The sequence below is a fragment of the Streptomyces sp. NPDC004284 genome (assembly GCF_042874035.1).
Lineage (GTDB): Bacteria > Actinomycetota > Actinomycetes > Streptomycetales > Streptomycetaceae > Streptomyces.
Map to the genome: position 1 here is coordinate 139,550 of NZ_JBIAMJ010000006.1, position 26,824 is coordinate 166,373.

Sequence of the window (26,824 nt, forward strand, 5' to 3'; positions counted from 1 at the left end):
GGCGGGCGAGGCCCGCCGGGAAACTGTGGACGATGCCCGGGGGGTACGACCCCGCGACGGCATCATGGTGAGGAGGCGCTGTGAGCAGCGACCCGTGGGGCCGCGTCGACGAGACGGGCACCGTGTACGTGCGGACGGCCGAGGGCGAGAAGGTCGTCGGATCGTGGCAGGCCGGCACCCCTGAGGAGGCCCTGGCCTACTTCGAGCGCAAGTACGAGGGCTTGGTTGTCGAGATCGGCCTCCTCGAGAAGCGGGTGAGGACCACCGACCTCTCGGCGAAGGACGCCACCGCGGCGATCGAGCACATCCGGCAGCAGGTCGAGGAGCACCACGCCGTCGGCGACCTGGCGGCGCTCGCGACCCGTCTGGACAAGCTCGTCGAGACGGTCGACTCGCGCCGTGAGGAGCGCAAGGCCCAGAAGGCCAAGCAGACCGACGAGGCGCGCTCCGCCAAGGAGGCGCTCGTCACCGAGGCCGAGGAGCTGGCCCAGAGCGAGCAGTGGCGCTCCGCGGGCGAGCGGCTGCGGGCGCTCGTGGACACCTGGAAGGGCCTCCCCCGGCTCGACCGCAAGTCCGACGACGAGCTGTGGCACCGCTTCTCGCACGCCCGCTCGGCGTTCTCGAAGCGCCGGAAGGCGCACTTCGCCTCGCTCGACGCCCAGCGCGAGGACGCCCGCAAGGCGAAGGAGCGTCTGGTCGCCGAGGCGGAGTCGCTGTCGAACTCCACCGACTGGGGCAACACGGCGGCCCGCTACCGCGAGCTGATGGCGGAGTGGAAGGCGGCCGGCCGCGCCCAGCGCGAGCACGAGGACGACCTGTGGAACCGCTTCCGCGGCGCCCAGGACGTCTTCTTCGCGGCGCGCGGCGAGGTCTTCGCCGAGCGGGACGCGGAGCAGACCGAGAACCTCAAGCTGAAGGAGGAGCTCGCCACCGAGGCCGAGAAGCTGGTGCCGGTGACGGACCTGAAGGCGGCGCGCGCGGCCTTCCGTTCCCTCAACGAGCGCTGGGAGGCCATCGGCCACGTCCCGCGTGACGCCCGTCCCAAGGTCGAGGGCCGGATGCACACGGTGGAGCGGGCGATCCAGGAGGCCGAGGAGGCCGAGTGGCGCCGGACGAACCCGGAGGCGCGCGCGCGTGCCGCGGGTCTGACCGGTCAGCTCCAGGACGCCGTGGAGAAGCTGCGCAAGCAGATCGACGCGGCCCGTGCCGCCGGCAACGACGCCAAGGCCGACAAGCTGGCGCGTGAGCTGGAGGGCCGTCAGGCCCTGCTCGACCAGGCCCTGAAGGGCCTGGAGGAGTTCGGCGGCTGACGCTCCGTCGCGTACGAGGAAGGCCCCCGGCATCGCGCCGGGGGCCTTCCTCGTACGTACCGGCTACGGGCGCCGGGCGCTGGTCACGCGGTAGACGTCGTAGACGCCCTCCACACCCCGTACGGCCTTGAGGACGTGGCCCAGGTGCTTCGGGTCGCCCATCTCGAAGGTGAAGCGGGAGGTGGCCACCCGGTCGCGGGAGGTCTGGACGGCCGCCGAGAGGATGTTGACGTGCTGGTCCGAGAGGACCCGGGTGACGTCGGAGAGGAGCCGGGAGCGGTCCAGGGCCTCGACCTGGATGGCGACGAGGAAGACCGAGGACTGGGTCGGGGCCCACTCGACCTCCAGGATCCGCTCCGGCTCGCGGGACAGCGACTCCACGTTGACGCAGTCGTTGCGGTGGACCGATACGCCGCTGCCCCGGGTGACGAATCCGATGATCGGGTCGCCGGGCACGGGCGTGCAGCAGCGGGCCAGCTTCACCCAGACGTCCTCGACGCCCTTGACGACGACACCGGGGTCGGCGCTGGAGCGGCGCTTGGAGCGGCCGCGGGCCGGCGGGGCGACCTCTTCGATGTCGGCGACGGCGGCCTCCTCGCCGCCGAGGGCCTGGACCAGCTTCTGCACGATGGACTGGGCCGTGACGTGGCCCTCGCCGATCGCCGCGTACAGCGAGGAGATGTCGGTGTAGCGCATCTCGTGGGCGAGGGTGACGAGGGAGTCGCCGGTCAGGATCCGCTGGATCGGCAGGTTCTGCTTGCGCATGGCCCGCGCGATGGCGTCCTTGCCCTGCTCGATGGCCTCGTCGCGGCGCTCCTTGGAGAACCAGGCGCGGATCTTGTTGCGGGCGCGGGGCGACTTGACGAAGCCCAGCCAGTCGCGGGACGGGCCGGCGCCGGCGGCCTTGGAGGTGAAGACCTCGACCAGGTCGCCGTTGTCGAGGGTCGATTCGAGCGGCACGAGCCGCCCGTTGACCCGCGCCCCTATCGTGCGGTGGCCGACCTCGGTGTGGACCGCGTACGAGAAGTCGACGGGGGTGGCGCCGGCGGGCAGCGCGATGACGTCGCCCTTCGGCGTGAAGACGAAGACCTCGTTGCGGGAGAGGTCGAAGCGCAGGGACTCCAGGAACTCGCTGGGGTCCTCGGTCTCCTTCTGCCAGTCGAGGAGCTGGCGCAGCCACGCCATGTCGTTGAGGTGGTCGTCCTTGCCGGCCTTCTTCGGCACGTCGGCGCGGACCTTGGAGGCGCCTGCGACGGCCTCCTGCTTGTACTTCCAGTGCGCGGCGATGCCGTACTCGGCGCGCCGGTGCATGTCGAAGGTCCGGATCTGGAGCTCGACGGGCTTGCCGTTGGGTCCGATGACCGTCGTGTGCAGCGACTGGTACATGTTGAACTTCGGCATCGCGATGTAGTCCTTGAACCGGCCGGGGACCGGGTTCCATCGCGCGTGGACGGTGCCGAGGGCCGCGTAGCAGTCGCGGACGGTGTCCACGAGGACGCGGATGCCGACCAGGTCGTAGATCTCCGCGAAGTCACGGCCGCGGACGATCATCTTCTGGTAGACGCTGTAGTAGTGCTTGGGGCGGCCGGTGACGGTGGCCTTGATGCGGGCGGCGCGCAGGTCGGCCTGGACCTCGTCGGTCACTATGGCGAGGTACTCGTCGCGCTTGGGGGCGCGCTCGGCGACGAGCCGGACGATCTCGTCGTACATCTTGGGGTAGAGGATCGCGAAGGCGAGGTCCTCCAGCTCCCACTTGATGGTGTTCATGCCCAGGCGGTGGGCCAGGGGCGCGTAGATCTCGAGCGTCTCGCGGGCCTTCTTCTCCTGCTTCTCCCGCTTGAGGTAGCGCATGGTGCGCATGTTGTGCAGGCGGTCGGCGAGCTTGATGACCAGGACGCGCGGGTCCTTGGCCATGGCGACGACCATCTTGCGGACGGTCTCGGCCTGCGCGGCCTCGCCGAACCTGACCTTGTCGAGCTTGGTGACGCCGTCGACGAGCAGGGTGACCTGGTCGCCGAAGTCGCGGCGCAGGTCCTCCAGGCCGTACTCGGTGTCCTCCACGGTGTCGTGGAGCAGTCCGGCCATCAGGGTCGCCGGGTCCATGCCGAGCTCGGCGAGGATGGTGGTGACGGCGAGCGGGTGGGTGATGTACGGGTCGCCGCTCTTGCGCTTCTGGCCGCGGTGCCAGCGCTCGGCGACCTGGTAGGCCCGCTCGATCTGGCGGAGCGTCGCCGTCTCGATCTTGGGGTCGTTGGAGCGGACGATCCGCAGCAGCGGTTCGAGGACCGGGTTGTACGGGGAGGAGCGCTGGACGCCGAGCCGGGCGAGGCGGGCGCGGACGCGGTTCGACGAGCCGCCGGAGCGGGCGGGCGCGGGCCGCTCGGGGGCGGCGGGGGCGGGCGCAGCAGGCGCGGGCCTGGTCTCCGCTGGCTTGTTCTGGGGCGTGCCGGTCCCCGGCGCGGCCTTTTCGGCCTTCGGGTCGGGCTGCGCGGCGGAGAGTGACTGGGCCTCGTCGGGCAAGAGCGCTCCTCTGGGGTCCCCCCGGACGGAGTCTGGGGGAGGTTCCGGGTCCCCCGGTCAGGCCCGGAAAGGCCATGGTATCGAGCCAAGAGTGGCTCTGCTCACGCGCCCGGGTTTCGGACGGCTCCCGAAGGGGCAGCGCCCTGCGACCGGAGGACGTTCCTGAGAACGCCGAAGGGCGCTCCGGGGATTCCCCGGAGCGCCCCGATCGGGGTGGACCCCGATGTCAGACCGTGATCAGCGCCGTGAGGGGCGCGCCGCCGAGGGCCGGCTCCAGCCGGGCGCGGCCCGGGAGGAAGCCGAGCTCCATGAGGACGGCGACACCCGCGACCTCGGCGCCCGCGCGGCGGATGAGCTCGATGGAGGCCTCGGCCGTGCCGCCGGTGGCGAGGACGTCGTCGATGACCATGACGCGGTCGCCCGCGGCCAGGTCCTCGGCGTGCACCTCGATCTCGGCGGTGCCGTACTCCAGCTCGTACGCCTGGCGGAGCGTCGCCCCGGGGAGCTTGCCGGCCTTGCGGACCGGGATGAAGCCCAGGCCCGCGCGGACGGCCACCGGGGCGGCCAGGATGAAGCCGCGGGCCTCCAGGCCGACGATCTTCGTCGCGCCGTGCGCGGAGCACAGCGCGGCGAGGGAGTCGGTGAGCGCCGTGAACGCGTCCGGGTCCGCGAGCAGCGGCGTGATGTCCTTGAACAGCACGCCCGGCTTCGGGTAGTCGGGGACGTCACGGATGCGGCTGAGCAGGAGCTCGGTGACGCCCTGGGCCTCCGCGGTCATCCGTGGCGCTCCTGGGTGCCGCGGCGGCCCGTGCGGGGGCCGACGACGGCCGTCTCGGCCTCGAAGGCCAGGTCGTCCGCCGACTCGCCCTTGGCCGCGGCGCCGGCGCGCTTGGCCAGGATGCGCTTCCGGAGGGCCTTGATCGACGGCTCGCGCTCCTTGAGGTCCGCCACGAGCGGGGTGGCGATGAAGATCGAGGAGTACGCACCGGCGGCGAGGCCCACGAACAGCGACAGCGAGATGTCGTTGAGCATGCCGGCGCCGAGGACGCCGCCACCGATGAAGAGCAGGCCGGCGACCGGCAGCAGCGCGACGACGGTGGTGTTGATCGAACGGACCAGGGTGCCGTTGATCGAGCGGTTGGCGAGCTCGCTGTAGGTGTAGCGGGTCTGCTTCGTGATGTCCTTCGTCTGCTCCTTGAGGGAGTCGAAGACGACGACGGTGTCGTACAGCGAGTAGCCGAGGATCGTCAGCAGACCGATGACCGTACCGACGGTGACCTCGAAGCCGACCAGGGAGTAGATGCCCACCGTGATCGTGAGGTCGTGGATGAGGGCGACGAGTGCCGCGATCGCCATCCTCCACTCGAAGGCGATGGCCAGGTAGATCACCACGAGGATCATGAAGACCCCGAGGCCGGTCCAGGCCTTGGTGGCGATCTGCTCGCCCCAGCTGGGGCCGACGAGCTCGGCCGCGATCTTGGCCTCGGGGACGTTCAGGTCCTTCGAGAGCTCCGCGCGGACCTGGTCGGACTTGTCGGTGTCGAGACCGCCGACCTGGATGCGCAGGGAGCCGTTGCCGAGCTTCTGGACGATCGCGTCGTGGCCGGAGGCCTCTTCCGCGTACTCCTGGGCCTGGCTGACGGAGACGTCCGACTTCGGGGTGGTGAAGACGGCGCCGCCCTGGAACTCGATGCCCATGTTGAGGCCGCGGACGGCCAGGGCGACGATGGCGGTGATGGTGATCAGGATGGACAGGCCATACCAGATCTTGCGGTTGCCGATGAAGTCGTAACCGACCTCACCGCGGTGGAGCCGGGCGCCGAGATCGCCGAGCTTCGACATCTCACGCCTCCTTCGCGTCGACGGGGGCGTGGGCACGGCGGGTGCGGCGCAGCGGCGGCTTCGCGCCGAGCCGCTTCGGGTCCAGGCCGGACCACTTGTGGCCGTTGCCGAAGAACTTGGTCCGGGCGAGCAGCGTCATGACCGGCTTGGTGAAGAGGAACACCACGACGATGTCGAGCAGGGTGGTCAGGCCGAGCGTGAACGCGAAGCCCTGGACCTTGCCGACGGTGACGATGAACAGCACGGCCGCGGCCAGGAACGACACGAAGTCGGAGACCAGGATCGTGCGGCGGGCGCGCGGCCAGGCGCGCTCGACGGCCGGGCGGAGCGTGCGGCCCTCGCGGAGCTCGTCGCGGATGCGCTCGAAGTAGACGATGAACGAGTCCGCGGTGATGCCGATGGCGACGATGGCGCCGCAGACGGCCGGCAGGTTCAGCGCGAAGCCGATGGCCGGGCCGAGCAGGGCCATGAGCACATAGGTGAGGAGCGCCGAGACGCCGAGGCTGAGGATGGCGATCAGCGACAGGCCGCGGTAGTAGGCGACCAGGTAGATGATGACCAGGGCGAGGCCGATGGCGCCGGCGATGAGACCCGCCTGCAGCTGGTCACCGCCGAGCGCGGCGGTGACGGTGTCGACGCTCTGGGTCTGGAAGGCGAGCGGCAGGGCGCCGTAGGACAGGATGTTGCCGAGGTCCTGGGCGGACTGCTGGTTGAAGCTGCCGGAGATCTGGGCGCTGGCGCTCAGCGTGGTCTGGACGCGGGGCGCGGAGACGACCTCGCCGTCCAGGACGATCGCGAACTGGTTCTGCGGCTCGGTCTGCTGCGACAGCTTGCTGGTGATCGACTGGAACTTCTTCGAGCCGGCGTCCGTGAACTCCATGTCCACGATCCACTGGCCGGTGCGCTGGTCCAGGCCGGCCTTGGCGTTGTCGACGTCCTTGCCGTCCACCTCGGCCGGGCCGAGGAGGTACTTCTCCCACTGGCCGATGCCGTTCTTGCCGCAGGCCACGGTGGGCTCGGTCGACTTGACGCCCTGGCCGGCGGCGGTGCGCGCCTTGGGGTCGAGGCAGTTCAGGGTGGCGAACTTCTGCTGGAGCGCCGCGGTGGCGGGGTCGGGCTTCGGGGTCGCCTGCGGCGTCCCGGTGGCCTTCGGCTTCGCGGAGGACGAGGCGCTCGCGGTGGCCGTCGGGCTCGGGGCCTTGAGGGCCTCGGTGAGCGCACGGCCCTGCGGGGAGCCGGTGGCCGTCGGGGTCGCCGACTTCTCACCGGCCGTCGTGCCGGAGGAGGCCGAGGCGGAGGGCTTCGGCGAGGCCGTGCCGGAGGGCGTGGCGCTCGGCGCCGTCTGCGGCTGGGCGGCCGCGACGGCGAGAACGGGCCGGAAGTAGAGCTGGGCGGTGGTGCCGACCTGCTCGCGGGCCTGCTTCTCGTTCGTCCCGCGAGGGATGTTGACGATGATGTTCTCGGCGCCCTGCGTCTGGACCTCGGCCTCGGAGACACCCAGACCGTTGACACGGCGCTCGATGATGCCGACCGCCGTGTTCATGTTGGTCTCGTTGACCGCCGACTCCTGGCCGGGCTCGGCCTTCGCCTTGAGCGTGATCGACGTGCCGCCGGCGAGGTCGATGCCGAGGCGCGGGGTGGTGTGCCCCGACCAGAACATCCCGCCGGTGAGCGCGACCATGGCGATCAGAATGATTGCCAGGGCGCGGCCCGGACGGCTCTGTCCCCCCGCCGGCCTTCGGCCCTTCTTCGGTGCTGCCACCTGTCGTATCTCCCTGTCCAACCGCCTCACGCCGGGTATGCGCGGGACGGCCACGAAGTGTGTGTGGGGACCTGCCCCCGCAGACGTGGAACCGTTCCGGGGAGCGCGCGCGCCGGTGGGCGTGCGCGCTGTCCCCGGCCGCGACTACTTCGCGTCGGTCTCGCCGTCGGCCTTGCCGTCCTTCTGACCCTCGGCCTCGGCCGCGTCCGACTTCTTCGTCAGGTCGGCCTTCGGCGCGTCCTCGACGGTCTCCGCGTCCGTGGCCTCGGTCAGCGAGGAGGCGTCGTCCGGGACGACGGTGTCGGTGTCCGACTCCTCGTCGTCGCCGTGGACGATCCGGTTGTACTCGGCGTCGTCCAGGACCGCGCCGATCGCGTTCTTGGCGTAGACCGCGTGCACGCCCGGCGCGACCTCCAGGAGAACGGTCTCGTCGCCGATCTCCTTGACGGTGGCGTACATCCCCCCGATCGTCCGGACACCGGTGCCGGGCTGCATCTCGTCGCGCATCTGCGCCGCCGCCTGCTGCTTCTTCTTGGCAGAGCGGGTCATCAGGAACATGGCCCCGATAAGGACGATGAAGGGGAGGAGGGTCACGATGTTCACGGGACGGGTTTCCTTCGCACGGTCGCGGAGAACCCGCGGCCTGATCTTCGGGGGTGGGCGCGCCGACCGGAAAGGGCGGCAACGGCGGAGTCTAGGCGAGTCCGCATCGATGGAACAACGTCCAGCATCGCACCCTGGTTCCGGTCCGGGCGAGTGTCGACACCGTCACGCCCCGAAGAGCCCCTGTTGTCCGCTTGGTGTCGCCGCCGGGCCCGCTGCCTGCGGCGGAACGAGTCCGAGGTGGTTCCATGCCGCCGGAGTGGCGACCCGGCCACGGGGTGTGCGGGCCAGCAGACCTTCGCGTACGAGGAAGGGTTCGGCGACCTCCTCGACGGTCTCGCGCTCCTCCCCGACGGCGACCGCGAGGGTGGACAGACCGACCGGTCCGCCGCCGAAGAGCTTGAGCAGGGCCTCCAGGACGGCGCGGTCGAGCCGGTCGAGGCCGCGGCTGTCCACCTCGTACACGCTGAGGGCCGCTTCGGAGACCTCCCGGGTGATCACTCCGTCGGCCTTGACCTGGGCGTAGTCGCGGACCCGGCGCAGCAGGCGGTTGGCGATGCGGGGCGTGCCGCGGGAGCGGCCGGCGATCTCGGCGGCGCCGTGGGGGTCGATCTCGACGTCGAGGAGTCCGGCGGAGCGGTGGATCACGCGCTGGAGCTCGCTCGGGTCGTAGAACTCCATGTGGGCGGTGAAGCCGAAGCGGTCGCGCAGCGGGGGCGGCAGGAGTCCGGCCCGGGTGGTGGCGCCGACCAGGGTGAAGGGCGGGAGCTCCAGCGGGATGGCGGTGGCGCCGGGGCCCTTGCCGACGATGACGTCGACGCGGAAGTCCTCCATCGCCATGTAGAGCATCTCCTCGGCGGGCCGGGACATGCGGTGGATCTCGTCGAGGAAGAGGATCTCGCCCTCCTGGAGGGAGGAGAGGATCGCGGCGAGGTCGCCGGCGTGCTGGATGGCGGGGCCGGAGGTGATGCGGATCGGCGCGTTCATCTCGGCGGCGATGATCATCGAGAGGGTGGTCTTGCCGAGGCCGGGGGCGCCGGAGAGCAGCACGTGGTCGGCGGTGGCGCCGCGCTGGCGGGCGGCCTTGAGGACGAGGTCGAGCTGCTGGCGGACCTTCTCCTGGCCGACGAACTCGCTGAGGTCCTTGGGGCGCAGGGCCGCCTCGACGGCCTGGTCGTCGCCCTCGGCGGAGGCTCCGACGATCCGCGCGTCGGTCTCGGCGGCCTCGACGATGCTGTCGTCGTCCCAGTTCACGGTGATGGTCTTCCTCTTCGTACGGGAGGTCAGCGGGCCCGGTTGAGGGTCTGCAGGGCGGCGCGGAGCAGCTGCGGCACGGGCGCGGTGCCGGTCTCGGCGATCGCGGCATCGGCCTGCGGGGTGACGGCGGCGACGGCCTCCTCGGCCTCGCGGCTCGCGTAGCCGAGGCCGATCAGGGCGGCGGACAGCTGCTCGGTCCACGGCGCGGGGCCGGCGGCCGCGGCGCGCTGGGCGCCGACGAGGCCGCTGCTGCCGAGCGGGGCGCCGAGCTTGTCCTTCAGTTCGAGGAGGAGTTTCTGGGCGCCCTTCTTGCCGATGCCGGGGACGGCGGTGAGCGCCTTCTCGTCGCCGGTGGAGACGGCGAGGCGCAGCGCGTCGGGGCTGTGCACCCCGAGCATGGCCTGGGCGAGGCGGGGGCCGACGCCGCTGGCGGTCTGGAGGAGCTCGAAGACCTGCCGCTCGTCGTCGTCGGCGAAGCCGTACAGGGTGAGGGAGTCCTCGCGGACGACGAGGGAGGTGGCGAGCCGGGCGTGCTCACCGAGGCGCAGGCCGGCGATGGTGTTCGGGGTGCAGTGGACGGCCATGCCCACTCCCCCGACCTCGATGACGGCGGTCGTGGGGGCGAGGGCGGCGACCGGGCCGCTCACGAAGGCGATCATCGGGTACGGCCTTTCACTGCGGAGGCGTGCTGGGCGGCCGCCTGCTGGAGGCGGTTCTGGGCGGCGACCGCCTGTTGCAGACGGTTCTGGGCGGGGGCCCGCCAGATGTGGCAGATGGCGAGGGCGAGGGCGTCGGCGGCGTCGGCCGGCCTGGGCGGGGCGGAGAGCCTCAGGAGCCGGGTCACCATGGCCCCGACCTGGGCCTTGTCGGCGCGGCCGCTGCCGGTGACGGCGGCCTTGACCTCGCTGGGGGTGTGCAGGGCGACGGGGATGCCGCGCCGGGAGGCGCAGAGCATGGCGACGGCGCTGGCCTGGGCCGTGCCCATCACCGTACGCACGTTGTGCTGGCTGAACACCCGCTCCACGGCGACGAGTTCGGGCGAGAAGCGGTCGAGCCACTCCTCTATGCCGCGCTCGATGCCGACCAGGCGCACGCCGATGTCGTCGTCCGCCGCGGTGCGCACGACGCCGACGCCGAGCATGGTGAGGGGCCGGCCGGCGACGCCCTCGACGACGCCGACGCCGCACCGGGTCAGTCCGGGGTCCACCCCGAGTACGCGCACAGCGCCCCCTTCCTGATCGCCAGCCGATCGCAAGTCTGTTCCTGCAGGCTATCGGCTGCCACTGACAACGCAGCGGGCCGACGGGGTGTGTCCCGTCGGCCCGCTGCTGGGAAGACCGCGATCAGGCGTCGACCTTCTCCATGACCTCGTCGCTGACGTCGAAGTTGGCGAAGACGTTCTGCACGTCGTCGCTGTCCTCCAGGGCGTCGATCAGCTTGAACATCTTGCGCGCGCCCTCCTCGTCGAGCTCGACCTGCATGGTCGGGACGAAGCTGGACTCCGCGGAGTCGTAGTCGATGCCGGCCTCCTGGAGGGCGGTACGGACCGCGACCAGGTCGGTGGCCTCGCTGATGATCTCGAAGGACTCACCGAGGTCGTTGACCTCCTCGGCGCCGGCTTCGAGCACCGACTCCAGGACGTCGTCCTCGGACAGCTCGCCCTTGGGGAGCACGACGACGCCCTTGCGGTTGAACAGGTACGAGACCGAGCCCGGGTCCGCCATGGAGCCGCCGTTGCGGGTCATGGCGACGCGCACGTCGGAGGCGGCACGGTTGCGGTTGTCGGTGAGGCACTCGATGAGCACCGCGACGCCGTTCGGGCCGTAGCCCTCGTACATGATCGTGGCGTAGTCGACGCCGCCGGCCTCGAGGCCGCCGCCGCGCTTCACCGCGGAGTCGATGTTCTTGTTCGGGACCGAGCTCTTCTTCGCCTTCTGGATGGCGTCGTAGAGGGTCGGGTTGCCTTCGGGGTCGGCACCGCCGGTGCGGGCCGCGACCTCGATGTTCTTGATCAGCTTCGCGAAGAGTTTGCCGCGCTTGGCGTCGATCACGGCCTTCTTGTGCTTCGTCGTAGCCCATTTAGAGTGGCCGGACATCTGCCTGTCTCCTTCGCGTAACCAACTTCTTGGACGAACCCCAGAGATCCTACCGGGATCGCGTCACCGTTCCGCGCGCACCATGTCCACGAACAGCTCGTGGATGCGGTGGTCGCCGGTGAGCTCGGGGTGGAAGGAGGTCGCGAGGGCCTTGCCCTGGCGGACGGCGACGATGTGGCCGTCGTGCTCGGCGAGCACCTCGACCTGGGCGCCGACGGACTCCACCCACGGGGCGCGGATGAAGACGCCCTCGACGGGGGAGTCGATCCCCGTCACGGTCACCCCGGCCTCGAAGGACTCGTTCTGCCGCCCGAAGGCGTTGCGGCGGACGATCATGTCGATGCCGCCGAAGGTCTCCTGGCCCGAGCGCGGGTCGAGGATCTTGTCGGCGAGCATGATCAGGCCGGCGCAGGTGCCGTACACGGGCATGCCGGCGGCGATGCGCTCGCGCAGGGGCTCCATCAGGCCGAAGAGGACGGCCAGCTTGGAGATGGTGGTGGACTCGCCACCGGGGATGACCAGGCCGTCGACCTCGGCGAGCTCTTCGGGGCGCCGGACCGGCCTGGCCACGGCGTCAGCCGCGGCCAGGGCGATCAGGTGCTCCCGTACGTCGCCCTGGAGAGCCAGGACACCAATGACGGGAGTGCTGCTCATCGGTGGTTACCAGCCCCGGTTGGCGTAGCGCTCGGACTCGGGGAGGGTGTCGCAGTTGATGCCGACCATGGCCTCGCCCAGGTTGCGGGAGGCGTCCGCGATGACCTTCGGGTCGTCGTAGAAGGTGGTGGCCTTCACGATGGCGGCGGCGCGCTTGGCCGGGTCGCCCGACTTGAAGATGCCGGAGCCGACGAAGACGCCCTCGGCGCCGAGCTGGCGCATGAGCGCGGCGTCGGCGGGGGTGGCGACGCCACCGGCGGAGAACAGCACGACCGGCAGCTTGCCGAGCTCGGCGACCTCCTTGACGAGCTCGTACGGGGCGCGGAGCTCCTTGGCGGCGGCGAACAGCTCGTTGTTGTCGAAGCCGCGCAGCTTGGCGATCTCGTTCTTGATCTGGCGCAGGTGGCGGACGGCCTCGACGACGTTGCCGGTGCCGGCCTCGCCCTTGGAGCGGATCATGGCCGCGCCCTCGGCGATGCGGCGCAGGGCCTCGCCCAGGTTGGTGGCGCCACAGACGAAGGGGGTCGTGAAGGCCCACTTGTCGGAGTGGTTGATCTCGTCGGCCGGGGTGAGGACCTCGGACTCGTCGATGTAGTCGACACCGAGGGACTGCAGGACCTGGGCCTCGACGAAGTGACCGATGCGGGACTTGGCCATGACCGGGATGGAGACCGCGCCGATGATCTCTTCGATCATGTTCGGGTCGGACATGCGGGCGACGCCGCCGTCCTTGCGGATGTCCGCGGGGACCCGCTCCAGGGCCATGACGGCCACGGCGCCGGCGTCCTCGGCGATCTTCGCCTGCTCGGCGTTGACCACGTCCATGATCACGCCGCCCTTGAGCTGCTCGGCCATGCCGCGCTTCACGCGCGCGGTGCCGGTCTCGGGGGACTGGAAGGTGGTGGAAGGCGTGGTGGACACGGATACCTCACTCGTGACAACGGGGGTTGACGACAAGACGAGGAAACAGGCCACCCTCGGTCCACATCAAGGGCCAATGTGGACCCGGTGGATCGTTTTCCCAGGCTCCGGGGCGTCAGGCCGGACGATCAGCAAGGGCCACAGGCGGCTCGTCGTCCATTTCGAAGGCCAGCGGGAAGGGGGCGTGGCCTGCGAGCCTGAACCAGCGGACCTTGCGGTGGCGCCGCAGGGCGCGGGCGGCCCGGACGGCGTCGTTGTGGAAGCGGCGGGCCATCGGCACCCGGCGGACGGCCGCCGCCAGCTCCCCCGCGGCCTCATCGCCGCCCGGCGCGGCCCGTACGAGCTCCACCTGCTCGGGCTCGCCGAAGACGGCCCGCAGCGCCTGGCTCAGCTCGCTCTCGGCGACCTCCCGCTGCTCCTCCTCGGCCTGCCGGGCGGCGTGCGCGGCCTCGTACAGCACGATCGAGGCCGCCGGGTCGAGGACGCCGGAGGTGGCGAGCTCCTGGGTGACCGAGGCCCGGCGCAGGAGCTGCGCGTCCAGGGCGGCGCGGGCGGCGTCGATGCGGGTGTGCAGCCGGTCGAGCCGCCCGGCGGTCCAGCTCAGGTAGACGCCGATGAAGATCAGCGCGAGGACGGTCCAGATCAGGGTTTCGGTCACGGGCGCACAGGCTACCGGGGCGGTGGCAGCACACCTTCCCAAAGGTCACGGTCATGGGCGAACAGGACACGCGCGGGACGGCCGTCGGCGAGCTCGCCGAGCCGGTCGAGCCAGGGCAGGTACGGGGTCCCGAACTCGTGCGCGAAGTCGTACGCCTGCCCGGCCAGGACCGTGATCCGGTCGCCGTGGTCGAGGACGAGCGACTGGTGCCCCTCGGTGTGACCGGGGGTCGGCACCACCCTCAGCCCCGGCGCGATCTCGTACTCGCCGTCGAGCTCCTCGTACCGGACCCCGGGCAGCAGCCCGTCGATCGTGTACCCGCCGGCACGCGCCTCGGCCAGCTCCTCGCGCTGGACGAGGACCGGTGTGGTGGGGAATCCCTGGTTGCCGCCGATGTGGTCGAAGTGCAGGTGACAGTTGACCACCAGGTCGACGTCCCCGGGCCCGACCCCCAGGGGGCGCCGGACCGGCCGATAGTGCGCGTCGGTCTCCGGGGACCCCGTCCCCATACCGGTGTCGAAGAGCAGCCGCACGCCCGCGTGGCGCACGAGATAGGCGAGAACGGGCTCCACGCGCGGGTGGGGGCCGGCCCATTCGTCGGCGGGACGGGTGAAGTGCCCGAGGTCCAAGCAGGTGATCGATTCCATGCGGTCACCCTGCCCGCGCCCCGCCGTCGCGGGCAATCGTCCCGGCCCGGGCGGGGGCGGAGCCCGGGCCGGGCTCCGCCCCCGCTCTACAGCCCCAGGCGGGCCCTCAAGCCCCCCGTGCGTTCGTCCGTGTCGACCGCCGCCGCCCCGTCCGTCACGGTCTCGTAGACGGCGAGGATGTCGGCGCCGACCGTGGACCAGTCGAAGCGCCGGACGTGGGCCGAGCCGCGGGCGCTCAGTTCGGCTCGGCGGGCGGCGTCTCCGAGGAGGGCGATCGCCGCGTCGGCGAGCGCGTCGGCGTCCTCGTTGGCGAAGAGCTCACCGGCGGCGCCCTGGTCGAGGACCTGGGCGAAGGCGTCCAGGTCGGAGGCGAGGACCGGAGCGCCGGCCGAGAGGGCTTCGACGAGGATGATGCCGAAGCTCTCGCCGCCGGTGTTGGGCGCGACGTACACGTCGACGCTGCGCAGCAGCCGCGCCTTGTCCTCGTCGCTGACCATGCCGAGGAACTCCACCCGGGAGCGCATCTCGGCGGGCAGCGAGGCCACGGCCTCCTCCTCGTCGCCGCGCCCGGCGACGAGGAGCCGGGCCCCGGGCCGCTCGGAGAGGATCTTCGGGAGGGCGCGCATGAGGACGGGCAGGCCCTTGCGGGGCTCGTCGATGCGGCCGATGAAGCCGAGGGTCCCGCCCTGCCACTCCTTCTTCGGCTCGGCGCGGGCGAAGAAGTCGACGTCGACGCCGTTGGGGATGACGACGGCGTCGCCGCCGAGGTGCTCCACCAGCGTCCGGCGCGCGTACTCGCTGACCGCGATGCGGGCGCTGATCTTCTCCAGGGCCGGCTGGAGGATCGGGTACGCGGCGATCATGGCCCGGGAGCGCGGGTTCGAGGTGTGGAAGGTGGCGACGATCGGCCCCTGCGCCGCCCAGCAGGTGAGCAGCCCCAGGGACGGCGAGGTCGGCTCGTGGATGTGGACGACGTCGAAGGTGCCGTCGTGCAGCCAGCGGCGGACCCGCGCGGCGGAGAGGAAGCCGAAGCTGAGCCGGGCCACCGAGCCGTTGTACGACACGGGAACGGCCCGGCCGGCGGAGACGACGTACGGCGGCAGCGGTGTGTCGTCGTCGGCGGGGGCGAGGACGGAGACCTCGTGGCCGAGCCGGATGAGGTGCTCGGCGAGGTCACGGATGTGGAACTGGACGCCGCCGGGCACGTCCCAGGAGTACGGGCAGACGATCCCGATCTTCACGCGCCCGGCCCCTCCCGCTCGTCCAGGTCCGCGAGCCACAGTCGTTGCAGCATGTGCCAGTCCTCCGGGTGGTCCGCGATGCCTCCGGCGAACGCGTCGGCGAGCGCCTGTGTCATCACGGACGTCTTCTCGGCCCGCGTACCTGACTCGGGTACGTCGATCGGCGCGTGGATCCGGCCCTTCATGACGGGCGTGTCGTCGTACCAGAGGGTCACGGGCAGCAGCAGCGCGCCGGTCTGCTGGGCGAGGATCGCCGGGCCCGCCGGCATCCGTGCCGTGTCCCCGAAGAACGTGACCTCGGTGCCGGAGGCGGACAGGTCGCGGTCGGCGACGAGGCAGACCAGGCCGCCGGCCCGCAGCCGCCGCGCGAGCGTGCCGAAGGCGGAGCCGCCGGTGTGCGGCAGGACCTCCATGCCGAGGGACTCGCGGTAGGCGACGAACCGGTCGTACAGCGATTCCGGCTTGAGCCGCTCCGCGACCGTGGTGAACGGCACGCCGAGCGAGCGGGTCACCCACACGCCCGCGAGGTCCCAGTTGGCCAGGTGCGGCAGGGCGAGGATGACCCCGCGCCCGGAGGCGAGGCCCTCCTCCAGGTAGTGGCGGTCCTTGATGTCGATGGACCGCTCGACCCGCTCCCTGCTCCAGGTCGGCAGCCGGAAGGACTCCATCCAGTACCGCATGTACGAGCGCATGCCGGCCTGCGACAGCTCGGCGAGCCGCTCGGGCGTGGCGTCCGGCAGCACGCGCGCGAGGTTGGATTCGAGGCGCAGGACGCTCTTGCCGCGCCGCTTCCACGCGAGGTCGGCGATCCGCCGGCCGAGGCCCGTCGCCACCGGCTCCGGCAGCTTCTTCACGGTCGCCCAGCCGGCGCCGTACAGCCCGTCGCTCAGGCGCTCCTTGAGGGTGCTCACGAGGCCGCCCCGCCGCCCGTGGCCGAGGCCGCGTCGGCCTCCGCCGATTCCCGGCGCACGGTCACGACCCGCTGGCCCAGGGTGACGGCACTGCCGACGGCCACGATCCACAGGGCGATCGGGAGCAGGACCTCGACCCCGGGCACGCCGAACTTGTGCAGTCCGGCGAGGCCGGCGGCGACCAGCGAGATCACGAGGCGCTCGGCGCGCTCGACGAGGCCGTTCACGGCGACGGGCAGACCGATCGATTCTCCGCGGGCCTTGGTGTACGAGACGACCTGGCCGCTCGCCAGGCAGAAGATCGCCACGGCGCACAGGATGTTGTCGTCGCCCTTGCCCGCGTACCAGAGCGCGAAGCCGCCGAAGATCGCGCCGTCGGCGACCCGGTCGAGCGTCGAGTCGAGGAAGGCGCCCCAGCGGCTGGAGATCCCCGCCTGCCGGGCCATGTTGCCGTCGACGAGGTCGGAGAAGACGAACAGGGTGATGACGATCGTGCCCCAGAAGAATTCTCCGCGGGGGAAGAAGACCAGCGCACCGGCCATCACCCCCGCCGTGCCGATGAGCGTGACCGCGTCGGGGCTGACGCCCCGGCGGAGCAGAAACGCGGCGAACGGTGTGAGGACACGCGTGAAAAAGGCACGCGCGTACTTGTTCAGCATGGCCTTCCCGAGGTTCGGTGGGCCGCGCGGCCCCTACGACCACCGGCTCACCCATCGTAGCCACGAGCATCCCGGCGTACCGGCGGGCACCCGCCCCGCCGCGTCGGCGTCCCGCCGACGGCCCTCCCGAGGGGCTCCGCGCGTACGACGTATGGACGCTTCCTGACGACGGTGCAAAGCTCGAAGGACCACCGCGGGCACCGCAGGAGCCGTACCGCGACACACCACTCCCCCGCGCCCGCGTCCCGCCGCACCGTGCGAGCAGTCGGGAGGAACACATCATGGGTGACAAGGCGAAGACGCCCGCCGGGGCCGCCGGCAGGGCTCCTACGGCCGACCGGCCCTCGGACATCCGGAACGTGGTGCTGGTCGGCCACAGCGGTTCGGGCAAGACGACCCTCGTCGAGGCCCTCGCGCAGACCGCCGGAGCGGTCAACCGGGCCGGACGGGTCGAGGACGGCGGCACCGTCTCCGACTACGACGAGATCGAGCACCGCCAGCAGCGGTCCGTCCAGCTCTCCCTCGTCCCGGTCGGCTGGGACGGACACAAGATCAATCTCCTCGACACCCCCGGGTACGCCGACTTCGTCGGGGAGCTGAGGGCCGGTCTGCGCGCGGCGGACGCGGCCCTCTTCGTCGTCTCGGCCGCCCAGGAGGCCGACGCCGTCGCCGCCTCCACCCGCATGATCTGGGAGGAGTGCGCCGCCGTCGGCATGCCCCGCGCCATCGTGGTCACGCACCTCGACACGGCCCGCACCGACTTCACCGAGCTCACCGCCGTCTGCGCCGGGCTCTTCGGCCGGGACGACCCCGACGCGGTCCTCCCCCTGTACCTGCCGGTGCGCGGCGCCGAGGGCGCCGACGGGCACGCGCCCGCGACCGGCCTGGTCGGCCTGCTGTCGGAGCGGATCTTCGACTACTCCTCCGGGACCCGCCGGGAGAACCCGCCCGACGAGGCGCAGCGGGAGCTCATCGCGGAGGCCCGCGCCCGGCTCATCGAGGGGATCATCGCCGAGAGCGAGGACGAGACCCTCATGGACCGGTATCTCGGCGGGGAGGAGATCGACGTGAAGACCCTCGTCGACGACCTGGAGAAGGCCGTCGCCCGGGGCGCCTTCCACCCGGTGCTCGCGGCCGCCCCCGCCGCCGACGGCGGGACGCAGGGGCTGGGCACCCTCGAACTCCTGGAGCTGATCACCGGCGGTTTCCCCTCCCCGCTGGAGCACGAGGCGCCCGCCGTCACCACTCCGGACGGCCGCTCCCGTCCCCCGCTCGCCTGCGACCCCGACGGGCCGCTGGTGGCCGAGGTCGTCAAGACGGCCGCCGACCCCTACGTGGGCCGGGTCTCCCTGGTCCGGGTCTTCTCGGGCACCCTGCGCCCCGACGAGACGGTGCACGTCTCCGGTCACGGTCTCGCCGACCCGTCCCACGACGGTCATGAGCTCCACGAGGCGGACGAGCGGATCGGCGGGCTCACCTCGCCGTTCGGCCGGCAGCAGCGCCCGCTCGCGGAGTGCATCGCCGGGGACCTCGCCTGTGTCGCCCGGCTCGGCCACGCGGAGACCGGCGACACCGTCTCCGCCAAGGACGATCCGCTCCTGATGGAGCCGTGGAGCATGCCGGAGCCGCTGCTGCCGCTGGCCGTCCAGGCGCACGGCAAGGCCGACGAGGACCGGCTCTCGCAGGGCCTGTCCCGGCTCGTCGCCGAGGACCCGACGCTGCGGCTCGAACAGAACCAGGACACCCGGCAGGTGGTGCTGTGGTGCCTGGGCGAGGCCCATCAGGACGTCGCCCTGGAGCGCCTGCGCGGCCGGTACGGCGTGCAGGTCGACGCCGTGCCGTACAAGGTGGCGCTGCGCGAGACCTTCGGCGGCGCCTCCTCGGGCCGGGGGCGGCACGTGAAGCAGTCCGGCGGCCACGGCCAGTACGCCATCTGCGAGATCGACGTGGAGCCGCTGCCGCCGGGCAGCGGCATCGAGTTCGTCGACAAGGTGGTCGGCGGGGCCGTCCCGCGCCAGTTCGTCTCCTCGGTCGAGAAGGGGATACGGGCGCAGGCCGCGCGCGGGCTCGCCACCGGTCATCCGCTCGTCGACATCCGGGTCACCCTGCGGGACGGCAAGGCGCACTCGGTGGACTCCTCCGACGCCGCCTTCCAGACGGCCGGGGCGCTCGCGCTGCGGGAGGCGGCCGGCGAGGTGCCCGTCCACCTCCTGGAACCGGTCGCCCAGGTCGAGGTCCTCGTCCCCGACGAGTACGTCGGCCCGGTCATGAGCGACCTGTCGGGGCGGCGCGGCCGGGTCGTCGGCACCGATCAGGCGGGCCCGGGGCGCACCGTGGTCAGGGCCGAGGTGCCGGAGATCGAGATCGGGCGGTACGCGATCGACCTGCGGTCGATCTCGCACGGCACGGGACGGTTCGACCGCACGTACGTCCGGCACGAGCCGATGCCGCCGCACCTGTCGGAGAAGATCCGCGAACAGGCCGAAAAAGGCTCCTAATTGACGGAGCGACAGGGAGGTACGTCCGCCCGGCGACTGCCGGGCGGACGTCATTCGGCCGACGATATCCACAGGCCGTGACGCATCCCACCCTGCCCGGTTACGCTGTGGTGCCCAGCTCAGAAGGTGTGCGGGGCGCGGCAGTTGGGAACAGCCCGCACAGATACTCGCGCGCGATGGGGGCGGCAGTGGCGATCGACGGTTTCGGACCGGGGGCTCAGATCCCCCTCCAGAACTCGGGAGGCGGTACGGGCGCGACGAACGCGCTCGCGTCCGCCGCGTACCGGGACAGTCCTCTGAAGACGATCCAGGAAGCCGACAACGACCTCTACAAGACCGCGGTCAAGGAGGGGAAGTGGGGGCTGTTCAGCCCCGACCTCGGCGAGGCCTTCTCCCGCGCGGTCCAGGTCCGCATGCTCGGCGGCGCCCGCAAGGCCCTGATCCAGTCCTTCGGGGCCGAGCCGCAGCCGGTCGTGGAGCACTGTCTGGCCGCCACCCACCTCCGCCGGCAGCGTGACATCAAGCTGACCCTGGTCACCTTCTTCTGCGGCGTCCTCTTCCTGCCGGGTCTGCTGCTGTGGCTCGGCGTCATCCAGCTCCGCCGCCTCGTCGCCGGCGCCGACAACAAGCGTCACAGCGCCATCGGCACGGCCCTCCTCTGGGCCGCCGGGATCTTCGCCGTGCTCGTCCTGCTCAAGCTGCCCTTCGACGGGATCCTGCCGAACTACCTGCGGGCGATGGTCGTCGCCCCGGTCGTCGGCTGGTACCTCGCGAGCCGGATCTGCCTGAACGCCGCCGTCGACCTGCGGGAGCGCTGGTCCGGGCTGCTCGGCGGCGGCGGCGTCGGCCCCCACGTCCCCAAGTCCGTCCCCCAGGACCCGGGCGAGAAGTCGGCGGAGGCGCTCCGGCTCAATCTGGAGAAGCTCTCCGCGGAGCAGCAGTCCAACATCGTCTTCTACGCCGGAGGCAAGGGCATCCTCGGCCTGGGCCCCCGCTGGGGCAGCTGGTCGCTCGCCGAGAACCTCGCCCCCCGGCCCGGCAAGGAGATGCACGCGTTCCGTTCCTGGGACGTCGTCCGCAAGATCCACGACGAGCTGGCGCTGCTCGATCGCGGCGCGCTCAAGACCGGCTTCCCCAAGCCGACCGTCAAGCACTGGATCGTCTCCTCGGTCGGCGAGGGCGCCGACGAGGTCAGCCGCCCCGAGAGCGACAACATCGTCCACTACCAGGTCAAGCCGCACGAGATACAGCGGATCTGCAACGAGCAGCAGTTCGACGCGGGCAACCGCTACTACCTCGGCGTCCAGTTCACCCTCTACGACGGCAACCTGGTCCTCACGATGATGGTCACCGTCACCTCGCTCCACGACACCCTGCGGATCGAGGTCGCCGGTCACGCGCTCGGCCCCGTGCACGGCCTGTTCACCACGAAGCCGAAGGCGAAGACCAAGGAGGTCGCCAAGACCGTCCGCTTCTGGGAGACGAAGGAGATCCAGCAGCCGCTGCTCACGACCAACGACATCGTCCGGCTCGCGGTGCGCGCCCCGCTCACCTGGTACCCGCCGGTCCTGGACTTCCTCGGCGGCAAGATGTCCCTGCCCGAGCCCTTCGGTCTGCGGCACGTCTGGGCGGGGCCGCCCTGGAAGAACCGGTTCATGGCCGACGACGCCATCCGCATGGCCACGCCCGTGCTCCGCGCCGTCCACGCCGCGACGCTCAAGGTCCTCGACGAGCACAACGTGGACACGGAGCGCTTCGTCAACCGCTCGCTCGTGCTCAGCGGCGGCATCCAGGACCCGGGTCCGAAGAAGGCCGACGTCTACGACGCCTGACCCGGGTCCCGTACGGCGCCCGGAGGGTCAGAGGGTGGCCGGCCAGGCGTCGGCCAGCATCTTCCGGGTGTCGGCGAGGAGCTGCGGGAGCACCTTGGTGTGACCGACGACCGGCATGAAGTTGGTGTCCCCGCCCCAGCGGGGCACCAGGTGCTGGTGCAGGTGCGCGGCGATGCCGGCGCCCGCGACGGCCCCCTGGTTCATGCCGATGTTGAAGCCGTGCGCGCCGGACGCCGCCCGCAGCGCGACCATCGCCCGCTTGGTGAAGGCGGCGAGTTCGACCGTCTCCGCCTCGTCGAGGTCGGTGTAGTCGGCGACGTGCCGGTACGGGACGACCATCAGGTGACCGCCGTTGTACGGGTAGAGGTTGAGCACCGCGTACACGCTCTGGCCGCGTGCGATCACCAGGCCGTCCTCGTCGGACTTCGACGGAATGGAGCAGAACGGACAACCGTCCTCGGCCCCCGGCCCGGTCGGCTTGTTCTCGCCCTGGATGTAGGCCATCCGGTGAGGCGTCCACAGGCGCTGGAACGCGTCCTGCGTCCCCACTCCGATCTGCTGCTCCGGCTCAGTCGTCATGCTGAGCAGCATATTGCGTCGTCCGTTCGGAACGTGTCGCCGGGGCGGAAGATCCATGCAGCGGCCATGCTGAACGGATGAGAGACAGGCCGCCCATTCCTCCGAAGCAGGAGCGCTGGGACCGTCGCATGGAGATCCCGCTGACGGTGGCCTCCCTCGTCTACCTCGGCAGCTACGCGATGCGGATCCTCGGCCGCGACCTGCCTCCCGGCTGGCGCGACTTCTGCCTCGCCCTCCTGTTCTCCTCCTGGGCCGTGTTCGTCGTGGACTACGCGGTGCGCCTCAAGCTCAGCGGTCTCGGCCCGCTGCGCTTCGTGCGCCACCACTTCCTGGACACGGTGGTGCTGATCCTGCCGCTGCTGCGGCCGCTGCGGGTGGTGAGCGCGTACGACCGGGCCCAGCGCCGGCATCAGGAGCCCCGGCTCACGCTCTACGCCCGCGTCATGGCGTACGCGGGGCTCTCCGCGACGCTGCTCGGCTTCGCCGGCGCACTCACCGTCTACGACGTCGAGTACGGCGCCCCGGGCGCGTCCATCGTCACCTTCGGCGACGCGGTGTGGTGGGCCTGCGCGACGCTGGCGACCGTGGGCTACGGGGACGTGGTGCCCGTGACGCCGGTGGGCCGACTGGTCGCGGTGGGCATGATGGCCTGCGGCCTGGCCCTGCTCGGCGCGGTGACGGGCTCGTTCTCGTCCTGGCTGATCCAGGTCTTCCGCCGGGAGGGCGAGGGCTGACAGGACCGACGTACGGGGAGGCCCCCGGGGTGGTCCCCGGGGGCCTCCTGACCGCGAGACGCGTGCGTCAGACCTGGACGCGGTCCTCGACGACCTTGGCGAGCTTGGCGATCGCCTCGTCGACGGGGATGCCGTTCTCCTGCGAACCGTCGCGGTAGCGGAAGGAGACGGCGCCGGCCGCCATGTCCTCGTCACCCGCGATGATCATGAACGGGACCTTCTGCTTCTGCGCGTTGCGGATCTTCTTCTGCATCCGGTCCGAGGAGGAGTCGACCTCCACCCGCAGGCCCTGCTTCTTCGCCTTGACGGCGAACTCGTGCAGGTAGTCGACGTGCGCGTCGCCGATCGGGATGCCGGTCGCCTGGACCGGGGCCAGCCACGGCGGCATGGCGCCCGCGTAGTGCTCCAGGAGCACGGCGAAGAAGCGCTCGATCGAGCCGAACAGCGCGCGGTGGATCATGACCGGGCGCTGCTTGGTGCCGTCCGGGGCGGTGTACTCCAGGTCGAAGCGCTCCGGCAGGTTGAAGTCGAGCTGCACGGTCGACATCTGCCAGGTACGGCCGATGGCGTCCCGCGCCTGCACCGAGATCTTCGGGCCGTAGAACGCGGCGCCGCCCGGGTCGGGGGTCAGCGGGAGGCCCTGCTTCTCGGCGACCTGCTGGAGGACGGCGGTGGCCTCCTCCCACACCTCGTCGGAGCCGACGAACTTCTCCGGGTCCTTGGTCGACAGCTCCAGGTAGAAGTCGTTCAGACCGTAGTCGCGGAGCAGGTTCAGGACGAAGGTGAGGGTCTTGTCGAGTTCCTCCGCCATCTGCTCGCGGGTGCAGTAGATGTGCGCGTCGTCCTGGGTGAAGCCGCGGGCCCGGGTCAGGCCGTGGACGACGCCGGACTTCTCGTACCGGTACACGGTGCCGAACTCGAACAGGCGCAGCGGCAGCTCACGGTAGGAGCGCCCGCGCGCGTCGAAGATCAGGTTGTGCATCGGGCAGTTCATGGGCTTGAGGTAGTAGTCCACGCCCTCGTCGAGCTGCATGGGGGGGTACATGCCCTCGGCGTACCAGTCGAGGTGGCCCGACTTCTCGAACAGCTTGCCCTTGGTGGCGTGCGGCGAGTAGACGAACTCGTAGCCCTCCTCCTCGTGGCGCTTGCGCGAGTAGTCCTCCATGACCCGGCGGATGATGCCGCCCTTGGGGTGGAAGACCGCGAGGCCGGAGCCGATCTCGTCCGGGATGGAGAAGAGGTCCAGCTCGTTGCCCAGCTTGCGGTGGTCGCGCTTCTCGGCCTCGGCGAGGAAGTCGAGGTGCGCCTTGAGCTCGTCCTTCGACGGCCAGGCGGTGCCGTAGATGCGCTGGAGCATCGGGTTCTTCTCGCTGCCGCGCCAGTAGGCGGCCGCGTTGCGCATCAGCTTGAACGCCGGGATGTTCCGGGTGGTGGGCAGGTGCGGACCGCGGCAGAGGTCCTTCCAGCACAGCTCGCCGGTCTTGGCGTCGAGGTTGTCGTAGATGGTCAGCTCGCCGCCGCCCACCTCGACGTTCGCGCCGTCGTCGGTCGACGCGGAGCCCTTGATGCCGATGAGCTCCAGCTTGTACGGCTCGTCCGCCAGCTCCTCGCGGGCGGCCTCGTCGGTCACCACGCGGCGGGCGAAGCGCTGGCCGCGCTTCTGGATCTCCTGCATCTTCTTCTCGATGACCTTGAGGTCCTCGGGAGTGAAGGGCTTCTCGACGTCGAAGTCGTAGTAGAAGCCGTCCCGGACCGGCGGGCCGATGCCCAGCTTGGCCTCGGGGAAGAGCTCCTGCACGGCCTGGGCCATGACGTGCGCGGTCGAGTGGCGCAGGATGTCGAGACCGTCCGGGGAGGAGATCTCGACGCCCTCGACGACATCGCCGTCGCGGAGCTCGTACGACAGGTCCTTCAGCTCACCGCCCACGCGGGCGGCGATGACGGTGCGGTCGTCGGCGAACAGGGCGCCGGCGGTGGTGCCCGCGCTCACCGCCCTCTCCTCTGCCTCCGAGGCGGACTGGACGGTCACACGGACTTCAGACACGGGTACTCCATACATAGGGGCGCAGGCAGACACGAGGTGCCGGCGCCGGCGACGCGCGGCAGAGACGAGGTGCCGCGTCGTCACCGATCTTACCGAGCGGTTCGCACCGCCCGCGAAAGGGTTTCGCCCCGCGGCGTGCTCACTCCTCCTCCGGTCCGCACGCCTCCTCGAAGAAGTCGAGGTTCTCGTGGAGGGCCTTGAGCAGCCGGTCCCGTTCCGTCTCGTCGACCTGGACGGGGACGACCCCGGAGGCGTCGGTGAGGCGGCGGAAGCCGCCCCGGCTCTCCAGGCGGCCCACCACCCGGATCGGGAGGCCGACGAGATGGGCGTGGCCGGCCGTGCGGTACGCCTCCTCGTCGAGGGCGACCCGGACGTGCGGCACCTCCGCGCCGCCGAGCACCCGGAGCCGTACGATCCCCTCCCCGCGCGGCCCGGAGCGGCGCATGCGGACGACGGCGCCGGTGAGCCGGACCGGGACGGAGGGCTCGTCGGTCAGATAGCGGGCGCTCGCCTCGCGCAGCGCGGGCAGGTCGCCGGGCGAGAACTCGACCGGTTCGGGCCGGGCGGCGCAGCCCTCGGGCGCCCCGACGGCCGGGGCCCACTCCAGGGCGATGCGGGCGCCCTCGCTGCCCCGGACGAGGGCGACGAGCGCCTCGGTGAGCTCGCGGCTGACGCCCGCCTCGACGGCGGTGTCGAAGGCCTCCATGCCGCCGGTGGCCCGCTGGTAGTCGATGGCCTCGCGGGCCGCGTACAGCGCGTGGTAGAGCCGGACGGCGACCGGGCGGCCCGGTTCGACCGGCAGGAAGGCGGTGAGGCCGCGCCCGCCGGGCGCCGCGCCGACGACGACGGTCTCCAGGGAGGCCTGGGCGGCGCGGCGGTGCCGGGCGCCGTGGTAGCCGGCCCGGCCGCGCACGGCGAGGGCGCCGGCCAGGAGGAGCTGGCGGGCGGCGGACCTGAGCTGCTCCTGCACGGTCCAGGGGACGGTGCCGGCCGGGCCCGGGGGCACGTCGCGCCACCAGCGGATCTCGTCGCTGGGCACGGACAGGCCGGTGAGGATCTCGCGGGCGGAGGGCGTGGCGCTGCGGGCGAGGGCGGTGAGCGCCTCGCCGAGCAGGTCCTCGCAGTCCGGGAAGGCGCGGCTCTCCGGGACGAGGAGGCTCGTGCCGGTGCCGCTGCCGGGCGGGGTCCAGCGGCTGTAGCGGCCGGCGGCGCCGCCGCGCCGGCGCCAGCCGTGCCGGGCGAGCAGGGCGCCGAGGACCCGCGGGTCGACCCTGCCCGGGTCGGGCTCGCCCTGGGTGTCGGCCCAGGGCCCGAGGGGCGGGGCGGGGATGCCGGTCCAGGGGCCGGGGGTCGCGCCGGGCGCCGGATGGGGCCGGTAGGGCGGGGGGACGGGGCCGCGCGCGGCCCCGTCCCCCTCGTTCCCGAACCCGGGTTCGTCGATCGGTCGGTGCATCAAGGTCTCCCTCCCACGCCGACCCGGGTCATGATCTCGCAGAGCGCCCGGTCGTCGAAGATCCGCGTCGTCGGGATGCGCACGGTGGTCCGGCGCCGTCCCGTGACCGGGTGTCCGGCCAGGTTGATCCAGTAGCAGCAGTGCCGCAGGTCCAGCCGGTCGTGGCTCGCCCTCAGCCAGTCCTCCTGCGCCCTCGGGACGAGCATCACGACCAGGATCTTGTGCACGGACACCGGCGTCCGGGCGAGTTTCACCAGGTGGTCGTTGTCGAGGGTGAACGAGAACGCGCTGCCCGGCGGGCGCGGCGGTATCTGGTAGGTGCACTTGAGCTGCACCTTGATGGTCACTTCGTCGTCGACGGTGTGCCCGGGAGCGCTGTGGCTCACGTGCCAGTCGATGCCGTTGTCCGGAAAGGGCTGGGACAGCGAGCAGCCGGCCGCGGCGGCGACGGCGTGCAGGTATCCCACCTGAAGGGTCTCCATGCAGGCGGTGGTGGCGAGTGAGCCGCGCGTCGGTGCCACCCGCTGGGGCGGCAGCCCTCCCGACTCGGGCTGGGCGAGCGCCATGTCTTCTTCCTTCCCCGTCCCTTGTGTTGTGACCGGT

The 26,824-nt window shown here is 71.5% G+C and carries 24 protein-coding genes; 4 read left to right on the forward strand and 20 right to left on the reverse strand.

Annotated features, from left to right (window positions below; translation table 11 throughout):
• Positions 1-80: 80 nt before the first annotated feature.
• A complete protein-coding gene (locus tag ACFYUS_RS17620) occupies positions 81-1,310 on the forward strand; it encodes a DUF349 domain-containing protein (protein WP_388852110.1) in 1,230 nt (409 codons plus the stop codon).
• Between the two features lie 63 nt (positions 1,311-1,373).
• Here ACFYUS_RS17620 and ACFYUS_RS17625 read toward each other — a convergent pair whose 3' ends face one another.
• The 16 genes from ACFYUS_RS17625 to pgsA all read right to left on the reverse strand — a co-directional run bounded on the left by ACFYUS_RS17625 (position 1,374) and on the right by pgsA (position 17,081).
• Positions 1,374-3,830: a RelA/SpoT family protein gene (locus ACFYUS_RS17625; RefSeq protein WP_388852113.1), complete on the reverse strand. Its 2,457-nt coding sequence runs from the start codon at positions 3,828-3,830 to the stop codon at positions 1,374-1,376.
• Positions 3,831-4,056: 226 nt separating this feature from the next.
• A complete protein-coding gene (locus ACFYUS_RS17630) occupies positions 4,057-4,608 on the reverse strand; it encodes an adenine phosphoribosyltransferase (protein WP_388852116.1) in 552 nt (183 codons plus the stop codon).
• Positions 4,605-5,672, reverse strand: coding sequence for a protein translocase subunit SecF (secF, locus tag ACFYUS_RS17635; protein WP_388852119.1), 1,068 nt, complete (start codon positions 5,670-5,672; stop codon positions 4,605-4,607). The genes ACFYUS_RS17630 and secF overlap by 4 nt, the downstream gene beginning before the upstream one ends.
• Before the next feature lies 1 nt (position 5,673).
• Complete coding sequence (gene secD / locus ACFYUS_RS17640) at positions 5,674-7,434, reverse strand: protein translocase subunit SecD (RefSeq protein WP_388852122.1); 1,761 nt, start codon at positions 7,432-7,434, stop codon at positions 5,674-5,676.
• A 144-nt stretch (positions 7,435-7,578) separates the two neighbouring features.
• Positions 7,579-8,037 carry a preprotein translocase subunit YajC gene (yajC, locus tag ACFYUS_RS17645; RefSeq protein ID WP_388852124.1) on the reverse strand — a complete coding sequence of 153 codons (459 nt, stop codon included), beginning with the start codon at positions 8,035-8,037 and terminating at the stop codon, positions 7,579-7,581.
• 165 nt (positions 8,038-8,202) lie between these two features.
• A complete protein-coding gene (gene ruvB, locus ACFYUS_RS17650) occupies positions 8,203-9,291 on the reverse strand; it encodes a Holliday junction branch migration DNA helicase RuvB (protein WP_388852127.1) in 1,089 nt (362 codons plus the stop codon).
• Positions 9,292-9,320: 29 nt separating this feature from the next.
• A complete protein-coding gene (gene ruvA / locus ACFYUS_RS17655) occupies positions 9,321-9,953 on the reverse strand; it encodes a Holliday junction branch migration protein RuvA (RefSeq protein WP_388852130.1) in 633 nt (210 codons plus the stop codon).
• Positions 9,950-10,516 carry a crossover junction endodeoxyribonuclease RuvC gene (gene ruvC, locus ACFYUS_RS17660; protein WP_388852133.1) on the reverse strand — a complete coding sequence of 189 codons (567 nt, stop codon included), beginning with the start codon at positions 10,514-10,516 and terminating at the stop codon, positions 9,950-9,952. The genes ruvA and ruvC overlap by 4 nt, the downstream gene beginning before the upstream one ends.
• 121 nt (positions 10,517-10,637) lie before the next feature.
• On the reverse strand, positions 10,638-11,390 hold the full coding sequence (locus tag ACFYUS_RS17665; protein ID WP_189804417.1) for a YebC/PmpR family DNA-binding transcriptional regulator: 753 nt from the start codon (positions 11,388-11,390) through the stop codon (positions 10,638-10,640).
• 63 nt (positions 11,391-11,453) lie between these two features.
• The gene (gene pdxT / locus ACFYUS_RS17670) at positions 11,454-12,044 is read right to left on the reverse strand and encodes a pyridoxal 5'-phosphate synthase glutaminase subunit PdxT (RefSeq protein ID WP_388852136.1); all 591 of its coding nucleotides are present in this window, start codon (positions 12,042-12,044) and stop codon (positions 11,454-11,456) included.
• Positions 12,045-12,050: 6 nt separating this feature from the next.
• Positions 12,051-12,965: a pyridoxal 5'-phosphate synthase lyase subunit PdxS gene (gene pdxS / locus ACFYUS_RS17675; RefSeq protein ID WP_184932491.1), complete on the reverse strand. Its 915-nt coding sequence runs from the start codon at positions 12,963-12,965 to the stop codon at positions 12,051-12,053.
• Positions 12,966-13,080: 115 nt separating this feature from the next.
• Complete coding sequence (locus ACFYUS_RS17680) at positions 13,081-13,623, reverse strand: hypothetical protein (RefSeq protein ID WP_388852139.1); 543 nt, start codon at positions 13,621-13,623, stop codon at positions 13,081-13,083.
• 11 nt (positions 13,624-13,634) lie between these two features.
• Positions 13,635-14,270 (reverse strand): N-acyl homoserine lactonase family protein, encoded by a 636-nt coding sequence (locus ACFYUS_RS17685; RefSeq protein WP_388852142.1) that lies wholly within the window; start codon positions 14,268-14,270, stop codon positions 13,635-13,637.
• Positions 14,271-14,356: 86 nt separating this feature from the next.
• Positions 14,357-15,511, reverse strand: coding sequence for a glycosyltransferase family 4 protein (locus ACFYUS_RS17690; protein ID WP_388852145.1), 1,155 nt, complete (start codon positions 15,509-15,511; stop codon positions 14,357-14,359).
• A complete protein-coding gene (locus tag ACFYUS_RS17695) occupies positions 15,508-16,422 on the reverse strand; it encodes a phosphatidylinositol mannoside acyltransferase (protein WP_388852148.1) in 915 nt (304 codons plus the stop codon). The genes ACFYUS_RS17690 and ACFYUS_RS17695 overlap by 4 nt, the downstream gene beginning before the upstream one ends.
• Positions 16,419-17,081 carry a phosphatidylinositol phosphate synthase gene (gene pgsA / locus ACFYUS_RS17700; protein ID WP_388852151.1) on the reverse strand — a complete coding sequence of 221 codons (663 nt, stop codon included), beginning with the start codon at positions 17,079-17,081 and terminating at the stop codon, positions 16,419-16,421. The genes ACFYUS_RS17695 and pgsA overlap by 4 nt, the downstream gene beginning before the upstream one ends.
• 281 nt (positions 17,082-17,362) lie before the next feature.
• Here pgsA and ACFYUS_RS17705 point away from each other — a divergent pair, with 281 nt between their 5' ends.
• The gene (locus tag ACFYUS_RS17705; protein WP_388852154.1) at positions 17,363-19,579 is read left to right on the forward strand and encodes an elongation factor G-like protein EF-G2; all 2,217 of its coding nucleotides are present in this window, start codon (positions 17,363-17,365) and stop codon (positions 19,577-19,579) included.
• A 176-nt stretch (positions 19,580-19,755) separates the two neighbouring features.
• Positions 19,756-21,411 (forward strand): hypothetical protein, encoded by a 1,656-nt coding sequence (locus tag ACFYUS_RS17710; protein ID WP_388852157.1) that lies wholly within the window; start codon positions 19,756-19,758, stop codon positions 21,409-21,411.
• Positions 21,412-21,438: 27 nt separating this feature from the next.
• On the opposite strand, the gene ACFYUS_RS17715 is transcribed toward ACFYUS_RS17710, so the two are convergent.
• The gene (locus tag ACFYUS_RS17715) at positions 21,439-22,002 is read right to left on the reverse strand and encodes an HIT family protein (protein ID WP_388852161.1); all 564 of its coding nucleotides are present in this window, start codon (positions 22,000-22,002) and stop codon (positions 21,439-21,441) included.
• Positions 22,003-22,067: 65 nt separating this feature from the next.
• Here ACFYUS_RS17715 and ACFYUS_RS17720 point away from each other — a divergent pair, with 65 nt between their 5' ends.
• Entirely contained in the window at positions 22,068-22,724 is a 657-nt protein-coding gene (locus tag ACFYUS_RS17720) for a potassium channel family protein (RefSeq protein WP_388852164.1), read from the forward strand.
• 67 nt (positions 22,725-22,791) lie between these two features.
• Here ACFYUS_RS17720 and thrS read toward each other — a convergent pair whose 3' ends face one another.
• The 3 genes from thrS to ACFYUS_RS17735 all read right to left on the reverse strand — a co-directional run bounded on the left by thrS (position 22,792) and on the right by ACFYUS_RS17735 (position 26,787).
• Entirely contained in the window at positions 22,792-24,768 is a 1,977-nt protein-coding gene (gene thrS, locus ACFYUS_RS17725) for a threonine--tRNA ligase (RefSeq protein ID WP_388852167.1), read from the reverse strand.
• Positions 24,769-24,907: 139 nt separating this feature from the next.
• Positions 24,908-26,221, reverse strand: coding sequence for a hypothetical protein (locus ACFYUS_RS17730; RefSeq protein ID WP_388852171.1), 1,314 nt, complete (start codon positions 26,219-26,221; stop codon positions 24,908-24,910).
• Positions 26,221-26,787, reverse strand: coding sequence for a DUF4365 domain-containing protein (locus ACFYUS_RS17735; RefSeq protein WP_388852174.1), 567 nt, complete (start codon positions 26,785-26,787; stop codon positions 26,221-26,223). The genes ACFYUS_RS17730 and ACFYUS_RS17735 overlap by 1 nt, the downstream gene beginning before the upstream one ends.
• Between the last annotated feature and the right edge of the window lie 37 nt (positions 26,788-26,824).

Coding starts and splice junctions, on each gene's coding strand:
- pdxT (WP_388852136.1), bottom strand. CDS start 12,044: ATGAGCAGCACTCCCGTCATTGGTGTCCTGGCTCTCCAGGGCGACGTA.
- secF (WP_388852119.1), bottom strand. CDS start 5,672: ATGTCGAAGCTCGGCGATCTCGGCGCCCGGCTCCACCGCGGTGAGGTC.
- ACFYUS_RS17705 (WP_388852154.1), top strand. CDS start 17,363: ATGGGTGACAAGGCGAAGACGCCCGCCGGGGCCGCCGGCAGGGCTCCT.
- ACFYUS_RS17710 (WP_388852157.1), top strand. CDS start 19,756: ATGGGGGCGGCAGTGGCGATCGACGGTTTCGGACCGGGGGCTCAGATC.
- ACFYUS_RS17715 (WP_388852161.1), bottom strand. CDS start 22,002: ATGCTGCTCAGCATGACGACTGAGCCGGAGCAGCAGATCGGAGTGGGG.
- ACFYUS_RS17720 (WP_388852164.1), top strand. CDS start 22,068: ATGAGAGACAGGCCGCCCATTCCTCCGAAGCAGGAGCGCTGGGACCGT.
- ACFYUS_RS17730 (WP_388852171.1), bottom strand. CDS start 26,221: ATGCACCGACCGATCGACGAACCCGGGTTCGGGAACGAGGGGGACGGG.
- pgsA (WP_388852151.1), bottom strand. CDS start 17,081: ATGCTGAACAAGTACGCGCGTGCCTTTTTCACGCGTGTCCTCACACCG.
- ruvA (WP_388852130.1), bottom strand. CDS start 9,953: ATGATCGCCTTCGTGAGCGGCCCGGTCGCCGCCCTCGCCCCCACGACC.
- ACFYUS_RS17735 (WP_388852174.1), bottom strand. CDS start 26,787: ATGGCGCTCGCCCAGCCCGAGTCGGGAGGGCTGCCGCCCCAGCGGGTG.
- ACFYUS_RS17630 (WP_388852116.1), bottom strand. CDS start 4,608: ATGACCGCGGAGGCCCAGGGCGTCACCGAGCTCCTGCTCAGCCGCATC.
- ACFYUS_RS17685 (WP_388852142.1), bottom strand. CDS start 14,270: ATGGAATCGATCACCTGCTTGGACCTCGGGCACTTCACCCGTCCCGCC.
- ACFYUS_RS17665 (WP_189804417.1), bottom strand. CDS start 11,390: ATGTCCGGCCACTCTAAATGGGCTACGACGAAGCACAAGAAGGCCGTG.